5 protein-coding genes are annotated in these 19,254 nt (G+C 59.8%); 3 read left to right on the top strand and 2 right to left on the bottom strand.

Translation table 11 applies throughout. The features are described from left to right. Positions 1–12: 12 nt before the first annotated feature. Entirely contained in the window at positions 13–13,338 is a 13,326-nt protein-coding gene (locus ACR0A1_RS13500) for a hypothetical protein (protein WP_480867939.1), read from the bottom strand. Between the two features lie 270 nt (positions 13,339–13,608). On the opposite strand from ACR0A1_RS13500, the gene ACR0A1_RS13495 reads away from it, so the two are divergent. Further along, positions 13,609–14,646, top strand: coding sequence for a zinc-dependent alcohol dehydrogenase family protein (locus tag ACR0A1_RS13495; protein WP_480867937.1), 1,038 nt, complete (start codon positions 13,609–13,611; stop codon positions 14,644–14,646). Positions 14,647–14,711: 65 nt separating this feature from the next. On the opposite strand, the gene ACR0A1_RS13490 is transcribed toward ACR0A1_RS13495, so the two are convergent. Continuing rightward, complete coding sequence (locus ACR0A1_RS13490; protein WP_170422944.1) at positions 14,712–15,515, bottom strand: helix-turn-helix transcriptional regulator; 804 nt, start codon at positions 15,513–15,515, stop codon at positions 14,712–14,714. A 131-nt stretch (positions 15,516–15,646) separates the two neighbouring features. On the opposite strand from ACR0A1_RS13490, the gene ACR0A1_RS13485 reads away from it, so the two are divergent. Beyond that, complete coding sequence (locus tag ACR0A1_RS13485) at positions 15,647–17,623, top strand: CocE/NonD family hydrolase (protein WP_480867935.1); 1,977 nt, start codon at positions 15,647–15,649, stop codon at positions 17,621–17,623. Between the two features lie 25 nt (positions 17,624–17,648). Then, positions 17,649–19,214 carry an ABC transporter substrate-binding protein gene (locus ACR0A1_RS13480; protein ID WP_480867933.1) on the top strand — a complete coding sequence of 522 codons (1,566 nt, stop codon included), beginning with the start codon at positions 17,649–17,651 and terminating at the stop codon, positions 19,212–19,214. Positions 19,215–19,254 lie beyond the last annotated feature (40 nt).

The raw sequence follows: 19,254 nt of genomic DNA, 5'->3' as shown, positions 1-19,254 counted from the left end.
GTTCCTCATAAACTAGAATTGTATCCCAAGGCCAATGCCAACCTGCAGGGCTTCGGTTGAGTCTCCAAACATATGGTCCAGGCTCAGGTTGATAAAGCTGCTGTCATCCAAAGCAAACAATCCCAACCGCGCGGACACGACGCCGTGGGCGTCACCGATATAGCTGGTATTCACGAACCCTCCGTCGGAGGCGCTGGCCCCACTGAAGCCAGCGGTTACCGACACCGTGTCGTCAGACGAGAGGATGGCACCGGCGCGCAGGCTCGCACGCAGTTTCTGCGAGGCGCTCAGGATCTGCTCGGTCCCGATCTCAATCGACGGCGTCAGCGAATAGATCATCTCGTTGTCGTCCTGCAAGACGATACCTGACAAAGTGGCATCGCCATTGCTTTCCGTCGCCAACCGCGTCGCATCGACGGCCAGTTCGGGGCGCAGGTACGCTCCACCAGTGCCAAGTCTTTGATCATACGCCAGGCTGAGCCGCAGGTTCTGGTGGTTCATCTTGTGCTTGATCTCGCTGACACCAACGGTGTCCACAATAGTGCCATTGGGCAAAACACCCCGGATCCCACCTGCACGGCTTGTATCGTAGTTTGACCAACCTGCCGACAGCATGGCCGCAAACTCCCACGCGCCTGTGTATTTGGTCAGCGATGCACCCAGATTAAACCGATCGCCGGATGCATTGTATTGCGATCCGTTCTGCAGGCTGATCTGATCGTAGCCCAAGGCAAACCCTGCATACAACTCATCCCCCACCGGTAGACGGACACCCGCCGACCAATTGGTGTTGTTGACGTTCAGATCGTTGTAAATCCCGGTCTGCTCGCGGTCGAAGAAATAGCGGCCGCCGGTAAACCAGATACAATTACGCGGATCATCCCCGGCTTGGTAATTGGTGTAGCGTTCGCAGTTTTGCAGCGTATCCGCGAATACCCGCGTGCCATAATACGCATCCACCGCATCTGCGGCGTAGTCCGCTGTCGACAGGCTCTCAATGGCCGCGATCACATCGGCCTCGGATTGCATGTTCCCGATCAGCGCCAAAAGCTCGCCCTGTTCGGACGTTCCCCGCCCGTTCAGTACATCATTGATATAGTCACCGATCGCGGTCTGGTTGGAGTTCATCCTAGGCGTCGAATAGTCTGGTGTGATCACCAGATCGATCGAACTGCCGTCCGACGTCGCCCCGTTCAAACCAATGGAGTAATCCAGAACCACAGTGTCCTGGATGGTCGTGCCAGCATCTGCGGCCGTTCCATCGGGATTGATGATGACAAGCGGCAATGCGCGTTCGAGCGTGTTCAACCGCGGCACCAATGTACCACCAATGGTGGCATCCCCGGTGACATTGATCAGATCGCTGTCTCCACCCGATATGCCAGTGGTTCGGAAATACACGTCGAACGTTGAAGTCGCAGTGCCGCCAAAGGCCAGACTTCCGGTCACGTTCGTGGTCTGGCTGACATTTTCGGTGAAGGAAAAATCATCCGCTTGAACAGCAGCCGTCAGGCCTCCGTCGACGCCCCAATTTGCGCCCAGAACCAAGTTGCCATCCACCTGCATGAGCCCGGCGTCGCCCAGATTCACGGTATCCAATACATAGAAGGTTGCGCCATCTTCCACGGTCAGGCCATTCGTCCCGTCACCAAGGTTCAGGTTCCCAAGCGCGCGTCCGGACAGCGTGATTTGTTCATTGCCATCGCCGCCGTTCACCAGTTGGTTATTGCCCGCGATCAGCACCGTGTCTTCTGATAGGGTCAGCGTGTTGTCGGTACCTCCTTCGACAATGATCGAGGCAACCGAGTTCGCTTGCCCGGTGCCGCCCATGACAACACCATCGAACCCAAGCATAATGGCGTCTGCACCGTCACGGCCTTCGGATTGTGCAAAGACACCAATGCCACCGTCGCCGACCGACAAGACATTGCCGGTCAGGGTCATGTCGATAGCACCGCCCGACCCGGCGCCACCTGCGGCACCCCGGAATATGGAATCGACGATGCCGCCGCCGCCACCCAACGACTGCGCGGCGACACCGATCGCGTTCTCTCCGCTGGTGACCGTGTTACCAGTTTGCGAGAACAGAATGTCCCCGCCGTCCCCGCCATTTGCAGCTGACAGATTTACGGTCACCTGACTGGGGTCCAGGTCTGTCGTGACAAGACCACCGCCACCACCGATGCTCTGGATCACGAACGCATGCGATCCGGTACCACTTGTGTTTACGTCACCGGTATTGGTGAAATCGACGTTGCCGCCATCTCCAGTTGAATCGTCCTGCGCCCCGAGGGTCACATCGACGCCTCCAAGACCAGCAACGACAGCTTCACCACCGCCCGCGCCGATGCTTTGAACGCTTTGGCCAAAGGACCGGTCACCGCTAGTGAAGACATCTCCATTCAGATCAAGATCGATATCACCGCCGTTGTTGCGGAAGCTTGGATCGGACCCCAGGATTACCGAAGCAAACCTGTTGGTATCAGTCGTGCCCGTGCTGTTGAGCACCAGCTTACCGCCGCCGCCGCCAATAGATTGCGCCGTACCTGCCGAGGAAAACGCACCATCAGTGCCGACATCGCCCGTCCGGCTGCCGAACACATCGCCACCTGCTGCATCATTCGTATCAATCGCGCCCAGGCGCGCATCAATCTCGATACCGTCGCCATCCTGAAGGCTGATGTTGTTGGCCGATGTGCCACCACCGCCGCCAACACTCTGCAGCATCAGGCCTGTCGAGCGGTCGCTGGTGGTCGCTATGTTACCGACGTGCGACTGGGCAACCTGGCTGCCCGCCGTGCCCGAAACATCATCACCGCCCAGCGAGATGTCACTGATGTAAACAGTGCCGGTTACACCCGCGCTTGCCGTCGCAGTCGTAAAGTCGACCGATGTTTCAGAGTTGCCGCCGCCGCCGTTAACGGATTGTGCGAAGATGGCCTCGCTGCCTGCACCATTCACCAGAATGTCTCCGGTTGAATTGACAGTCGCAGTTCCCACCGAGCCGGTGGTCCCTTCTCGCGCGCCCAACACATGAGAGATCGTGTAGTCCAGCGCCGAGACCAAGGGCGACGATACCGAATATCCCGCATTACCGCCGCCGCCACCTACGGATTGGGCATAGATACCGAACCCGTTTTCAGCGTTCACGACAATCGTACCGGTATGGTTGACCGTGACATCTCCACCATCCGCCCCGTCGCCACCAGAACCGCCAATGGCGATCTTCGAGTATGACTGGCCGGTCATGGTGTTTTTGAAGTCGTTCACATCCATCGCGACGGCCAAACCACCGTTACCGCCGCCCCCACCAACGGATTGCGCGAAGATACCGTAGGCCCCTTCGCCATCAACGCGGATGTCGCCGGTATTGGTGACAACCGCGTTTCCGGCAGCATTCCCACTGCCACCCGAACCACCGATGTTCAACTGCGCGGTCGGAGAGCTATTGTCCCCAGTCTTAAGCCGCAGCGTCCCAGTAATCGAACTCCCACCATTGCCGCCGCCGCCACCAACGGATTGAGCAAAGATGCCATGCGCACCTGCACCAATGGTGAGGATCGTACCCGCATTTGTGACGGCCACGTTGCCTCCGGTTCCACCGGAACCACCCGAGCCACCCAGGCCAAACTGCAACGCCCGCCGAGTGCTCGCCTCGGCCCCGCCATAGCGACCATCGACCGAGATTGTCGATCCGCCATTGCCGCCGCCACCGCCGACAGACTGCGCGAAGATACCGTGGCTTTCGGCTCCGCTGGTCACGATCGTACCATCGGCTTCGTTCACAACAGTGGTTGTACTGCCAGAACCACCGGTGCCGCCGGTGCCACCAATAAGGATCGCGTTTGTCGTAGACCCCTCCGAGGACCGGCCCAGAATAATGTTTCGAACCTGCTGTGCATCACCACCGCCACCGCCGACCGATTGCGCGTAGATACCCACCGACTTGTCGCCCGTGGTCAGGATCACGTCCCGGTTGGTCACAGATACCGCCGCCGACATCGCACCCGAGCCGCCGTTGCCGCCGATGGACAAGGTCGCGGTGTTTCCAATCTCTTTACGCAGGCTGATGATGCGGTTTTCCACGACACCACCCATGCCGCCGCCGCCTCCGACGGACTGCGCAAAGATACCATGGGCCATGGTGCCTGCTGTGCTGATTATTCCGTCACTCACTACGGTAACGATGTCCGAGGTCATACCGTCCCCACCGGTACCGCCTATGTTGATCGATGCTGTGGTGCCGACTGTGGACGGGTTGACCACAGCTTTGATGGTATCGAGGTTCGATTGTCCGGCCTGTACCATGCCGCCAGTTCCGCCTGCGCCACCGATGGATTGCGCCATCAGCCCAATCGAACGATCTCCGAACGTTGCGATCTGGGCAGTGTTGGTCACGTCCACCGTGCCACCAACGCCTCCGGTGCCGCCGGTACCACCGATGGACAAGGCAATTGAAGTGCCCTTGCCAGCCGAGTTGCTGGCCTTGCCACCATTGCCGCCACCGCCGCCGACGGACTGGGCAAATACGCCATGTGCGTCATCGCCCTGCGTGACAACAGTGCCCGCCACCACAGAAGTCACATCGCCTGCTGCGCCACCCGTACCGCCTTCAAGCCCGACTGACAGGCTGGCTTTGTTGCCTTTGCTGTCGCCGGATTTCGGGGTGCCGATGCTGACCGAAGTTGATGACGAGTTACCCCCGCCATTGCCGATGGACTGTGCAAAGAAGCCATAAGACCGGTTGCCCGTCGTGCTGATCGCGCCGTTCGAGCTGGCATAGACGTCCCCACCGCTGCCCCCGGTTCCACCCGTGCGGCCGATCTGGATGTTTACATTGCCGCCATCAACCGACGTCGATGCCGAATTGTAGCCAGCATTGCCGCCGCCGCCGCCAACTGACTGCGCAAACAGACCATGGGAATCTGCGCCCGAGGTCGCGATGTCGCCTGTATTGCGCACATCCACCGAACCACCGATGCCGCCCTCACCCGTGCCGCCGCCAATAGCCAAGCCAAAGCCTTTGTTGGTCGCGTCGGAGGCAAGCTCATAGGTCATGCCGAGGTTCAAGGCGGCGTTGCCGCCGCCACCGCCGATGGATTGCCCAAACACACCGTGGCTGCCATCTTGCAAGGTGACGATATCACCATAGTGGTCAACATCGACCTCGCCACCGTCCCCTGCCGTACCTGCATCGCCACCGATGGCAACCACCGCCGACACTCCGGTTTTGTTGCCCGAGGAATCTGCAGGGTTCACCTTGCCTTCAAGCTCATCCAAAACCGCGTTGTAGTTGGCGATGACCGAGTCATCGACGCCGGTATTGGTCGGTGTCTTGCGATCCGTGGAATCGCCGGTGCCGCCGTTACTTTGATTGCTGGTGGTCTTGCTGATACCCACAACTGCGTTGATCCCGGCATCGCCGCCGCCGCCGCCAATGCTCGACGCCTCGATACCGTGTGATCCAACGCCATCGGTCGTGATTGTCCCCGCAGCAAGGGCCGCTGTGCCACGCGCGACGGTCACGTCACCCGCATCGCCGCCACCGCCGCCAAAGCCGCCGATCCCCATCGCGATCGGTGAGCTGTCCTTAGTACCAACAAAGGTTGCATTGATGCCGCCAGTGCCACCGCCGCCGCCGATGCTCTGGGCAAAGATTCCGCGCGCGTGATAGCCATTTGTTGCGATGTTGCCGGTCTGAGTGACCGACACGTCACCCGCATCCGCACCAGTACCTCCGTGGCCGCCAAGGCCGCCCACAATGCTCAGATCCGTTTTGCCGTCCGAGTTGTTGGAGTCGCCATAGTTCAGCTGCCCGGTCACGTTCAAAGCACCGTTGCCACCGCCGCCTGCGATCGACTGGGCCAAAACTCCATGTTTCCAGTTGCCGGCGACTGACACAGTTCCCGCGTGATTGACGCCCACATTGCCCGAGACATTGCCGTCACCGCCAAAGCCTCCGACGCCAAACGTAACCGAAGGGATCTTGCCATCTTTGCTGAGCGCAATACCGCCCGAGACATTCAGACCGCCATTGCCGCCGCCTCCGCCGATGGACTGTGCCAGCAGACCCGCCGAGCCATCGGTATCGGGTTTTTCTTCGTTGAAGACACCCATGTCGATGAACAGGCGTTCCAACCCGAAGTTCGACGCCAATTCCTCGGTCTCATCTACGATCGAGTCGCCCAGGAAATCGCGCAGTTTGTCTTCGAAGGTCGTTGTGTTGGGGATCGATATATCGTCCGGGTTCGTTGTAACCGTAATATCCGCTTGCGAGGTGACCGTGACGTCTCCGGCCTGGCCGCCATCGCCTGCGAAACCACCGACGCCCACGATCAGAGAGCTGTCGGATACGATCCCGCCTGACACGTTCAGACCACCGTTGCCACCGCCGCCGCCGACGGATTGGGCCAGCAGGCCGGATTGGCCAGTGCCGTGAGCTGTGATGGTGCTGCCTGCGCCGATGTTCACATCAACATTCCCGGCGTCTCCACCGCCGCCACCAAAGCCCCCGACGCCCACGACAACCGCGTAGGATTTGCTGCTATCTGTCTGGCCTGCGCCGGGTTTGCCGCTTATCGCGAGGCCACCCGAGACGTTCGTGCCGCCGTCACCGCCACCGCCACCAAGCGACTGGGCAATGATGCCACTGGCCCCTTTGCTTTCATCAACGGCGAAAGTGCCATCCGATTGCTCGACCATCGGTACGGCCTGTACATTGCCGGTATAGTCCAGATCGACATCGCTTGCATCACCACCGGCCCCGCCAAAGCCGCCAACACCCGCTGAAACCGAAAAGATCGTGTCCGACCCCGATGGTTTGGTCAGCGCCAGAGTGCCCGAAATATTCACGCCCCCGGTGCCGCCACCGCCACCAAGGCTTTGCGCAAACAGACCATGCGATCCGTCACCCGCCGTCACTACATCGCTTTGAACATCCAACGTGACCGCATCGGCATTGCCACCACCGCCACCAAAGCCACCAAGTCCCAGGGCAACCGCTGCACCGGATTTGCCGGTGAGATTGACAGCGCCAGAAACGTTCAGACCGCCGTTACCGCCGCCGCCGCCGACCGACTGGGCCATGACACCAATACTGTCTACGCCAGTGGTTACCACCGAAGTTGTGCCATTGCTGTCCGTTCTTGAGCGCAATGTGCTGTTCACTTCACCAGCGTTACCCGCCCCGCCACCGAAGCCGCCAACGCCCAGACTGACCGAGCCGCCATTTTCCTGGCTGATACCCAACGAGGCCGAGATATTAGTGCCGCCGTTGCCACCACCGCCGCCAAGGCTCTGTGTCAGGATCCCGGTGCTGCGATCACCTGTTGTGGTTACTCCACCGGTGATTGTCGATTGCACCAACGCTCCGGCATCAGCGCCGCCGCCGCCAAAACCGCCCACACCGATGCCGACCGCCGCATTGGCTGATCGGGACAGAGACAACGCTGCCGAAATGTTGGTGCCGCCGTTGCCACCACCGCCGCCGAGGCTTTGCGTCAGAATGCCGACCGAGTCATCACCGGTTGTCATGACATCTCCGGTGACCCGCTGCGTGACGTTATCTGCCGCACCACCGTCCCCGCCAAAGCCGCCGACGCCGATCCCCAAACCGCCGGAATAGTTGCTGGCTACAGAAATGGCCCCGGAAATGTTTGTGGCGCCATTGCCGCCACCTCCGCCAAGGCTTTGTGCGATAATACCTGCCGACCGCGGACCCGAGGTGCTCACATTGCCCGAGAACGTGTTGTCGACTACCCCGCTGGTCCCGCCACTGCCGCCGAAGCCGCCCACGCCGATACCTGCCGCACCCGATCCAGTGCGTGCGATGCTCAGAGCGCCCGATATGTTGACGCCGCCATTACCGCCGCCGCCGCCAACGGATTGGACCAGAACGCCCGCCGCGTTCTCACCACTTGTAGTGACATCGCCGGTGACCGACCCCGTCGCCGCGCTCGCAGCACCGCCATCGCCACCCGAGCCACCGATGCCAACCCCGACGGCGCCGCCCCCGGTCCCCGAGATGTTCACGGCTGCTGATACGTTCAGCCCGCCATTGCCGCCGCCACCCGCAGCAGATTGCACCAAGACGCCGCCAGAATTGTCACCGGTAGTGGTAACATTGCCAACGACCGTGCCTTCGGCCGTATCCGCGTCGCCCCCGTCGCCACCGCTGCCACCAAGACCAACAGACGCACCACCGCTGCCGGTTCCTGCGACAGTGACTGTGGCGGAAACATTCATGCCTCCATTGCCCCCACCGCCGCCAAGGCTTTGCACGATCACCCCGCCGGATTCATCGCCTTGTGTCGAGACGTTTCCGTTCAATGTGGCTTCAACTGTGCCTCCGTTGCCGCCGGTACCGGACGCCCCACCAAGACCCACGGATGCCCCACCCGAGCCGGTGCCCGCCGCGGCCACTGCAACCGAGACGTTCATGCCACCATTACCGCCGCCACCGCCGACAGATTGTGCCAAGAGACCGCTGGAGGTTTCACCTTGCGTGATCAGATTCCCGGTTACATTCGCCGTGACCGCCGAGGCGTCACCGCCGCCAGTTCCACGACCGCCCAAGCCAACTGCCGCAGCGCCAGAACCCGTACCTGCGCCACCGACGGAAGCAGAAACGTTGAACCCGCCATTGCCGCCGCCGCCGCCGATTGATTGCGCCACAACTGCGCTGGACTGCGCACCTTCGGTTTGAACACTATTGGCAACCGTCAGGCCAACAACACCCCCCGTGCCGCCGCTGCCACCGGACCCACCCAGGCCAACGCTGATCGCGCCCGATCCGGTGCCGGCCCCAGCCAAAGCCGGTGAGACATTGAAGCCACCATTACCACCACCGCCACCAACGGACTGCGCGAGGATACCCACCGAAGCATCCCCTCGGGTTACCACGTTAGCTGTTGTGCTGGCCGTCACCAAACTGCCGTCACCCCCGGCGGACCCTGAGCCGCCCAGACCAACCGAAACCGATCCCGCACCCGTTCCAGCCCCGGACACGGTGGGCGAGACATTGAATCCGCCGTTACCACCGCCACCGCCAAGCGACTGCGCAACAAACCCGCTTGAGGCGAAGCCATCCGTCAGGATGGTGCCATTCGAGGTCAGCGTGACAATGCCGCCATTGCCGCCGGTATCACCTGAACCACCCAGTCCTACACTCACCGCACCACTGGCTGTACCTGCGCCCGACAGAACCGGGGCTACGTTGAACCCACCATTGCCGCCTCCGCCACCGATGGATTGCGCTACGACGCCCGAGGACTGATCCCCCTGCGTTTCAACCGCATTATTCGATGTGGCATCGACCGTGCTGCCATCGCCGCCACCGCCGCCGTTGCCACCCAATCCGACCGAGACGCCAGCCCCTGCAGTGCCCGATCCCTGAACCGATGCGCTGACGTTAAACCCGCCGTTACCTCCGCCACCGCCGATGGACTGCGCGAGGAAGGCTGTCGCCGAGTCGCCTTGCGTCAGAATTGTCCCACTGGATCTTAGCGTAACCGACCCGCCATTACCGCCACCTGCGCCCGTTCCACCAAGCCCGACACTGACCGCACCGCTTGCAGTACCTGCACCGGCCCCAGTCCCCGAGATATTAAACCCACCATTGCCGCCACCACCGCCGATGGATTGGGCGACGACGCCTGAAGAACGGTCCCCGACAGTTACAATCGTATTTGTAGTCGTCAGATTGACTGTGCCACCCGTCGAGCCCGTACCTGCGTCGCCGCCAAGGCCAACTGAAACTGCACCGCTCGCAACCCCAGCCCCTGCAAGTGACGCGCTAACATTAAAAGCACCATTGCCACCGCCTCCGCCAACGGACTGTGCCAGAACGGCAGTAGAGTCCGCGCCACCGGTGCTTACGGTGCCTGTGACTCGACCTGTCACCGATTGACCGATTCCACCTCCTGAGCCGTCGCCACCAAGGCCTACGGTGACGGCACCGCCACCTGCCCCCGCACCAGCAACACCGGCCGTCACGTTGAAGCCACCATTGCCACCACCGCCGCCGATGGATTGGAAAACTACGCCGCCTGAGCCTTCGGACACTGTTGTGACGTTTCCAGCAACCTGGCCTTCAACCACGCCGCCATTGCCGCCTGTATCGCCGTTGCCGCCGAGCCCGACGCCAATTGACCCAGCACCGGCTCCTGCCGCTGCCACACCGGCAGTGACATTGAAACCACCATTACCACCGCCACCGCCGATGGATTGAATAACGACAGCCGTCGAGCGTGCACCTTCGGTCCGAACCTCGCCGTTGACGCGCACGCCGGTTACCGTACCGCCTATGCCGCCGCTGCCTCCGTCGCCGCCAAGTCCGACTCCAATCGTTCCGGCACCGCCACCGCCGGCCGCCAAGCCAGCAGCGACGCTGAAACCGCCATTGCCACCGCCACCGCCGATGGATTGCACCACGACCGCACCGGCATCGTCCCCACGGGTTGTGACATCCGCATCAACTTGGGCCGTCACTGTACCGCCCGCACCTCCACCGCCAGCTTTGCCGCCGAGGCCTACACTGATGGACCCGGCAGCGCCGCCCGCAATATCGGCGCTGGCACCGATGGCATAACCACCATTACCACCGCCGCCGCCAACGGATTGCGCAACGACACCGCTGGAGAATGCGCCACTGGTTTCGATTGAGGTCCCACCGGCGCGCAAAGTGACGTTGCCACCGATACCGGCACCACCACCATCTCCGCCGACACCGACGTTGATCCCGACCGCAGCGCCTCCGCTTGCGCTGATACCGGCCGCGATGCTTCCACCACCATTACCGCCGCCGCCGCCCACGGATTGCGCGATAATCGCGCTGGAGCTTGTGCCAGTCGTGGTCACGTCAGCATTGGTATAGACCTGAACAAGTCCACCATTGCCCGCACTGCCGGCCTTGCCGCCAATTCCAACTGACACGTTGCCCGAAAACAGAGCCGAAGCGCCTCCGGTCGCAGCGACCGCCAAACCACCATTGCCACCACCCCCGCCGACGGACTGGAACAGCATGCCTGTCGATCGGTTTCCGGTCGTGACGACAGTGCCTTCAAACCCAGCTGCTGTTGCGACGCCACTACCATCGAACTGGCCAACCGTGACCGGACCACCCGTGCCGCCCGTACCACCGTCACCGCCAACCCCAACAGCCAGCGAACCCGATACCGGACCTCCAGAGGCTGCGACAGATACCGCATAGCCACCATTGCCGCCGCCACCGCCAACAGATTGCAGCATCACCCCAACCGAGTCGTCACCACCGGTTTGTACAGAAGCTGAACCGCTGCCGCTAAGCGTGACCGTCCCACCGTTGCCACCATTGCCAGCGGACCCACCAACCGAGACCGATGCCGCGCCAAATGCGCCAACCGCAACCGAGACCGCTCCGCCACCGTTGCCGCCACCGCCGCCGACGGATTGTGCAAATACACCTGCCGAGCGCGCGCCCGAAGTCCGGATAGCCGACGGCTGGCTGCCATCGGTGTTGGATAAGGTTACGTTGACATTGCCACCGGTCCCTCCGGCCCCGCCATCACCACCGATGGCTACCCCGACAAACGCACCTACCGAACCGGACGAACCACCATTGCCGCCACCGCCACCAATCGACTGGGCCAGAATACCCATCGCATCATCACCCGAAGTGGTGATGATCCCGTCATTCACGATCGTCACAGTGGACCCGCTGCCACCGCCGCTGCCATTGCCACCGACCGAGACCATTCCGCCGGACGAGCCGCCGTCACCGCCACCGCCGCCGATGGATTGCGCGATAATCCCGCGGGCGTTGTCGTCTTCGGTTACAATACGCCCGTAGTTGCTGACGCTCACTGCAGCGCCCGTTCCGCCCCGAGATCCTGTGCCACCAATCGCAACAAGCCCATAGGAGTTTGCACCGGTTCCGCCGCTGCCGCCGATGGATTGCGCCATGACACCGTCAGCCCCAATGCCCGAAGTCAGGATGCTTCCCGAACCTTGCACAGTGACATTCACCGCGTCCCCGCTACCGCCGTTCGAGCCCACGCCACCAAGAGAAAGTGATACCAGACCGCCTGCAGTTCCGCCCGAACCGCCGCCGCCGCCGATGGACTGGGCAACAATACCGCGCGCGAAATCGCCTTGTGTTTCAATCGCGCCACCATGCGAGACGTTAACCCTGCCTCCATTTCCGCCATTATCGGCCCCGCCAATGAGCGAAACCAACAAGTTGCCACTTGTCCCCGCTGACCCCCCCGAACCGCCGATGGATTGGGCGTAAATCCCGTTCGCATAGTCGCCGGTCGTCAAGATGCTACCGCTTGAGGTCGTGTTTACCGTTACGGTGCCACCGCTACCGCCATAGCCTCCGTTACCGGACGAGCCAACCAGCCCCCATTGTGAGCCACCATTACCGCCGTTGTTCGAAACGCTCAGCGCATAGATGCCATCAGCCGAGTCGCCGGACGTAGAAATGTCACCCCGCTGCGTAACGGTTACATCGCCACCATCTGCCGAGTGGCCACCGGTGCCCCCACCCGGAGCCGCGAAGCCGCTGCCACCATCACCAGCCTCGCCGCTGCGGCTGAAGGCAAATATACCGTCATAGCCGTCGCCCGATGTCTGGATCGTGCTGCTGGAGGATTGTGTTGCGTTAACCGTGCCGCCTTCCCCGCCGTCGCCGCCATCGCGCCCGTCCCAAAAGCTCAGATACGAGTCGCCGCCCTGACCACCGTCACCGCCAACGCTACCCATTTGCCAACCGACATTGCTGGTTGCGTTGACATTCCCGCTCAGGGTTTGTGTCTGGGTTGGGCCATCGGCACCGTTTCCACCTGAACTTGGTGGCACAACAAGCGCACCATCGCGCCCATTGCTGCCATCTCGCCCGTAAACGACCTGGCTCACACCGTTAGGTCCGGAGACGTTCACCGGCGGGGTGACAGAGCCAGGAGTACCCGAACTGTTGAAGTTGCTGTTGTACTGAGACAGGGTCAGCTGAGTGGACAAGCTGGCCGTTCCGGTCGCACCAGAATTACTGATCTGAGCCGTTGTTCCCGTTATGGATACAATCTCAAATGCCAGTGGGGGATTGTCGGAGTTGTAAATTGTATCGCCGGCATCTTTGACGAGAAACACATAGCCATCCGCCGTCTCAACAAAAGCCGTCGTCCCGGCTGTAGGTGTTGAAGCGGGATCCACGATCAGTGCGGTGACTGTCGTATCCAGACCAGTCACAGGGTTGTTAACAGTGTCTCCAACAATTGAATCTGCGGTCGGCGCGGCAAGCAAAGGTGTTGAATTAAATAGAAAAATAGAAAGCGCAAACAGCAGGTTTGAAAACTTTGACACCTTGAGACCCTACAACCCAATTCACCAGCACAGAAGGCAAAGAAGAGCTGCACCCAAAAGCAACACATTGCTTTTGGGAATTTCCCCATCACCACCTAAAGAAAGATATGCGCAAGTTTAAGGAGAGTGGATTTCTTAAATTTGTCTAAAACTGGATTTGGTTAAAATAGTGCTAAAATGCCACAACCTGGGTTCATCCCTAAGGCTGGATCAGTTCGGCTGAGTTGGTTTAGGTTCACACAACTTTTCGAAAAAATGAAAGAGCACACTATGAAGGCTGTCCTGTTCGAGAAGTTCCAACAAACCCCCAAGGTTGTCACAGTCGACGACCCTGCACCCGATACTCATGGCGTTGTTCTGAAGGTCGAAGCCACCGGCGTTTGTCGTAGCGATTGGCACGGGTGGATGGGGCATGACAGTGATATCGAGCTGCCTCACATACCCGGTCATGAGTTGGCTGGCGTGGTCGAAGCCGTCGGACGGGATGTAAAGAACTGGAAAGTTGGCGACAAGGTAACCGTGCCTTTCGTCTGCGGCTGCGGAACGTGCAGCGAATGTCACGCAGGGCATCAGCAAACCTGTCTGTATCAAGAGCAACCCGGCTTTACCCATTGGGGCAGTTTCGCGGAATATGTACCAATTCATCAGGCTGACCTTAATTTGGTCGCGCTGCCTGAAACCATGGAATTTGCAACCGCCGCCAGCCTTGGCTGCAGGTTTGCCACTTCATTCCGCGCGATCGTCGATCAAGGAAGGGTCTCGGCCGGTCAATGGGTTGCCGTACATGGCTGCGGTGGGGTCGGTCTGTCAGCCGTTATGATTGCTGCCGCCGTCGGGGCCAATGTCATCGGGGTTGATCTAGACGAAGCCAGACTCGAACTTGCGCAAGAACTGGGTGCAGTTGCGACCATTAACGGTACAGATGCTGATGTTCCCGAAGCGATCCGCGAAATCACCAAAGGCGGCTCCCATGTGTCAATCGACGCTTTGGGTCATCCCGTCACTATGACCAACTCAATCCTCTGCCTGCGTCCGCGCGGCAAGCACATTCAGGTCGGTCTGATGCTGGGTGAGCACGCTTCGCCAGCAGTACCCATGCCAAAGATCGTAGGACAAGAGATCGAATTGCTTGGTTCGCACGGGATGCAGGCGCATCGCTATGGCGCGATGCTCGACATGATTAAAAATGGCAAGTTGGATCCGGCGCGGTTGGTGGGGGAAAAAATCGGCCTGGAAGACGCACCCAAGGCCTTGATAGGGATGGATAAGTTTACCTCAATCGGTGCGACGGTCGTCACAAGGTTCTGAGTTACAAACAGGATCCGCCCCGTGCGAAAATGGCGCCACTAAACGGCGATTTCAAAATGCATCACTCAATTGGCAAGTTCTGTTGGTATCGCTGAAAAATGGGCATCGCCTGATCCCAAAAGGTACTTTCGGACCGCCAGGTCGATTGATTTACTCTGTTCTGAATAGACACCGCAGGCAGTGAGCGCTTCACGGGCGGTAATGCGCTCATCAAGCCGTTTCCAGATTGTTTTCGCCGCATAAGGGTGTGGAAACGGCCGCCAAGCCACACCCATTGTCATGCCACGCAAGTATTTTAGCTGTTGGCGATGCGCGGAATAAAGGATGGTCTGCGCAATGCTTCCTTCCTTGCCGCATTCATGTTCCGTGGCGAAGATCCTGTTACCGCGCAGGGCAACCAGCCCTTCGTAGCGCGAAATCTGCCGAACGCTTTTGTCCGGGGACGTGGCGTTTTCGTGCGAGCGGATCGTCACCACGCCATCCACCTCCTTAAGTCGGATCAGAGAACAAAAAATGCGCCCCTGCCAAGACGGGGTGCAAAAGAAAGAATGATAGAAGCCCACATAGCGTCTGAGATTCTTCACCTGATCACTGTACGGCTTAACAAACAAGCTGGCAGGAGTTTCTTTCCGACGGACGATCGAGTCTTTTAATGTTTCTTCAAACTCCGTCCGAGGCGCAAAAAGCTGTGCCTCAGGCAGATCGAAATACCGAGCGATACGGCGTAGGTTGTGGGCTGATGGCAAGCTTTCGCCGTTGAGGTAGCGATTAAACTGCTGCCTGTTCAGGCCGATTTCTCGACAGACTTGCGAGATATTGCCTCGCTCGGCGCACAAAGACCGTAAATTTGCGGAAAAACTTTCGGACATAAGCGTCATTTCTTTCGCGTTTTGACGCTATAATGCTAATGATTGAATAAAAGCGCGTAAAGTAGCTCAGTTCAATAATTTTCGGAATGCGGGTTGGCTGTACCAAACGCAACAACGGGACCTCGCTCCGAATGTCCACAAAAATCATCGAAAACACCTGGATCGCCCTGCCGGATGGTCGGAAACTGGCTGCACGAATTTGGTTGCCCGAAACCGGGCCGTCACCCGCCATTCTGGAATACCTCCCCTATCGCAAACGGGATGGAACTGCGCCGCGAGATGCAACCACTCATCCAGTATTTGCCGAGGCAGGATACGCCTGCATCCGCGTCGACATTGCCGGAACCGGTGATAGCGAGGGGCAGTTCGACGACGAGTATTCGGAACAAGAACTCCGCGATGGTGAAGCCGTTCTGAGTTGGATCGCCGCACAAAACTGGTGCGACGGAAACATTGGGATGATCGGTATCTCCTGGGGAGGGTTCAATGGGCTGCAGCTGGCCTTTCGCCATCCGCCCGAGCTCAAGGCGGTGGTCAGTGTCGCCTCGACCGTGGATCGGTACGCCGATGACATACACTTCATGGGCGGCTGCCTGTTAAGCGACAATATCAACTGGGGCAGTCAAATGTTCGCCTATTTGACACGGCCCGCAGACCCCGAGCTGCGATCTGATTGGCGAGAAGACTGGCTTGCCCGGCTTGAGAATGTACCATTCTCAGCAGCCGATTGGCTGCGTCATCCAACGCGCAGCGCGTTCTGGAAACATGGCTCGGTCTGCGAGGATTGGTCGGCGATTCAAGCTCCGGTTCTTGCGATAACGGGTTGGTCGGATGCATATGTCAACGCTCCGCCAGCGCTGGCAGCAAATCTGGCCGTGCCGTCAAAGGCACTGATCGGACCGTGGGAGCACCGCTATCCGCATATCTCGAAACTGGAGGCAGGAGATTTCCATTCCGAGGTGATCGGCTGGTTTGATCGCTGGCTGAAGGGGCAGCAGAATGGCGCCGAAGACCTGCCCGCCTACCGAACCTATATGCAGGATCATTTTGGCCCGAGCAAAAAGAACAAACCCAGGCAGGGCCGCTGGATCGCCGAGACAGAATGGCCGTCGCCCAATGTCAGCGATGAAGTCTGGCATTTGGGATTGGGTGGGTTTTCCGACGTCGCCATTACGGCCGAGACAACCGTATCGAATCCGGCCCATATCGGACAGGCTGGCGGGTATTTCTGCCCAGGCATGCGGATCGACAATGAGTTGGCCGAAGATCAAGCAGCCGATGACGCACTGTCGCTTTGTTTCGATACGGCACCGCTGGACAAGCCGCTTGAACTGCTTGGACGGGCGCGACTGAAACTGTCCTTCACCGTGGACAGACCGGTAGCCCAACTGATTGCGCGATTGTGTGATGTCGCCCCGGATGGGGTTTCTCAGCGGATCACCTATCGGGCGCTGAACCTGACGCACTACAAGAGCCACGAGACCCCTGAAGCGTTGGTTCCCGGTCAGGTCTACAGTGCGGAAATTGCACTAAATGAGTGCGCGCATCGCGTGAAACCCGGTCATATCCTGCGTCTTGCGCTGTCTACCGCTTACTGGCCAATCGTTTGGCCCGCGCCAGAAGCGGCAGAGGTGACGTTGCAACTGCAAGGTTCGGCGCTGTATTTGCCGGTTCGGACGATGTCTGAGGAAGCTGATCCTGCACATCCCGGACCAGCGCAGGATTATCCGACTTTGCAAAGCACCGAGCTGCGCGCGCCGTCGGGCCGATCCGAACGGCGCATCGAAGCGGACGGAACCGTCGTACTTGAGACATTCGACGACTACGGCAAAGCACAGGACCCCGGCCACGGCCTGATCGTCGGAAGCCACGTCGCCATGCGCTATGCGATCCATCCCGATGACCCAGCGACCGCGCAATTCACGGCGGGCTGGCGTTTCACGTTCGAGAGGGACGAATGGCAGGTCGAGATCAGCACCGAAAACGCGATGACCTGTGACGTCGAGAATTTCTATCTGCATCGAAAACTGCGCGCCACCGAAGGCGCGGACAAAACAGAAGTTCTGACAAAGGAATGGAACGAAACCATCCCGCGCAGGCTTCTGTAAACGATCTGACCCAAGGGAGAACATTATGAAAATCGAATGGACAAAAGCAAATGTCGGGCGCAGGGGCTTCTTGAAAGGGGCAACTGCGCTTGGGGCGGCATCCGCGCTGCCTGCAAGCTGGGCCAATCGCGCCTTCGCCGCTGATGACGGGGTGTTGCGGGTGCGCGCCTACGGTGATGCCCAGAACATGGACCCCGCACATTCCGTCGGTGTTGTCGAAGAAGAAGTGCATGCCTCGATTTACAACAAGCTGATCCAATACAAGCCCGGCGAGGAATGGGGTTGGCAGCTGGATGCGGCGGCGATGATCGAGCAGGTTGACCCGACCCATATCAAGTTCGCCTTACGCGATGATATCGGTTTCACCAATGGCTTCGGTGCGATGACCGCTGAAGACGTGAAATTCAGCATGGAGCGCATCGTGGACGATGCGACCGAAAGCCCAAACAAGCCCGATTTGGGTCCGTTCAGCCATGTCGAAGTGAGCAGCGAACGCGAAGGTACCATCGTTCTGAACGAGCCGTTTGCTCCGATTTGGTCGATCGCCCTGCCCTACATCACCGGCAACATCGTCTCGAAAGCTGCGGTCGAGGCCGCAGGGGGCCGCATCGGGGCTGATCCGGTCGCTGAATCCGGCCCTTATCTGCGGGACAGCTGGTCACCCAAAGAAAAAACCGTGCTTAAGCGCAACCCGGATTGGAAGGGTGACGCACCAACATGGGACACAATCGAAATCCTGCCGATCGACGACGAAAACACCGCCGAGATCGCCTTTGAGGCGGGCGAACTGGACATGACTCGGGTTTCGCTGGGATCGGTCGAACGCTATCGGGCCGGTGTTCCGAATGGCGGATCTTTGGTCGAGAAACCCTCACTGTTCTATGTCTGGTTGGGCATGAATCTGGATCACCCCAAGCTTCAGAACCCAAAACTGCGTCAGGCGATTCAACATGCAGTCGACGTACCAAGCATCCTAGAGGCGGCCTATTTTGGAGCCGCTGAACCCTCGACAGGCATCATCGCACCTGGCCTTGCGGGCCACCGCCCGCAATCTCTGGTCCCTCCGGCGGCAAACTTCGAGAAAGCGGCGCAATTGCTGGCGGAATCTGGCGAGACCAATGTGACGCTTACGCTGGACACGCTGAACAAGACCACTTTCACCACGACGGCTCAGATCATTCAGGCAACTCTGGCGCAGATCGGGATCACGGTCGAAGTCAACGTACTGGAATCCGGTGCATTCTGGGCAAGCGGAGACAACGAGAACCTGCAACTGGTTCTGAACCGCTTCTCGATGACCCCCGATCCATATTATGCGACGGCCTGGTTCACCACCGAACAGGTCGGCATCTGGAACTGGGAGCGGTTCAGCAACGCTGAATTTGACGAAATTCACAACTCGGCATTCAAGGAAGCGGATGTGGCCAAACGCGCTGAGATGTATCAGCGGGCGCAGGATCTGATGGAAGAAAGCGGTGCCTACCGCTTTATCACCCACGAGGCAACACCGGTGATTCACTCGGCTCGTGTCACCCCCGCGCTAAGACCCGACGGTCTGGCACTGCTGCGGTACTTCGGCAAGGAGACCTGACCTCCCCAAGGTCGGCTATGTCCGGCGGGGTTTGACGCCC

The organism is Ruegeria sp. D6, assembly GCF_056534365.1.
The sequence above is the reverse complement of the archived record's forward strand: the minus strand, read 5'-3'. Positions and strand labels throughout refer to the sequence as shown.

What these genes read in the sequence shown, in the direction of transcription:
- ACR0A1_RS13495 (WP_480867937.1), top strand. Translation starts at nt 13,609, where the DNA reads ATGAAGGCTGTCCTGTTCGAGAAGTTCCAACAAACCCCCAAGGTTGTC.
- ACR0A1_RS13490 (WP_170422944.1), bottom strand. Translation starts at nt 15,515, where the DNA reads ATGTCCGAAAGTTTTTCCGCAAATTTACGGTCTTTGTGCGCCGAGCGA.
- ACR0A1_RS13485 (WP_480867935.1), top strand. Translation starts at nt 15,647, where the DNA reads ATGTCCACAAAAATCATCGAAAACACCTGGATCGCCCTGCCGGATGGT.
- ACR0A1_RS13480 (WP_480867933.1), top strand. Translation starts at nt 17,649, where the DNA reads ATGAAAATCGAATGGACAAAAGCAAATGTCGGGCGCAGGGGCTTCTTG.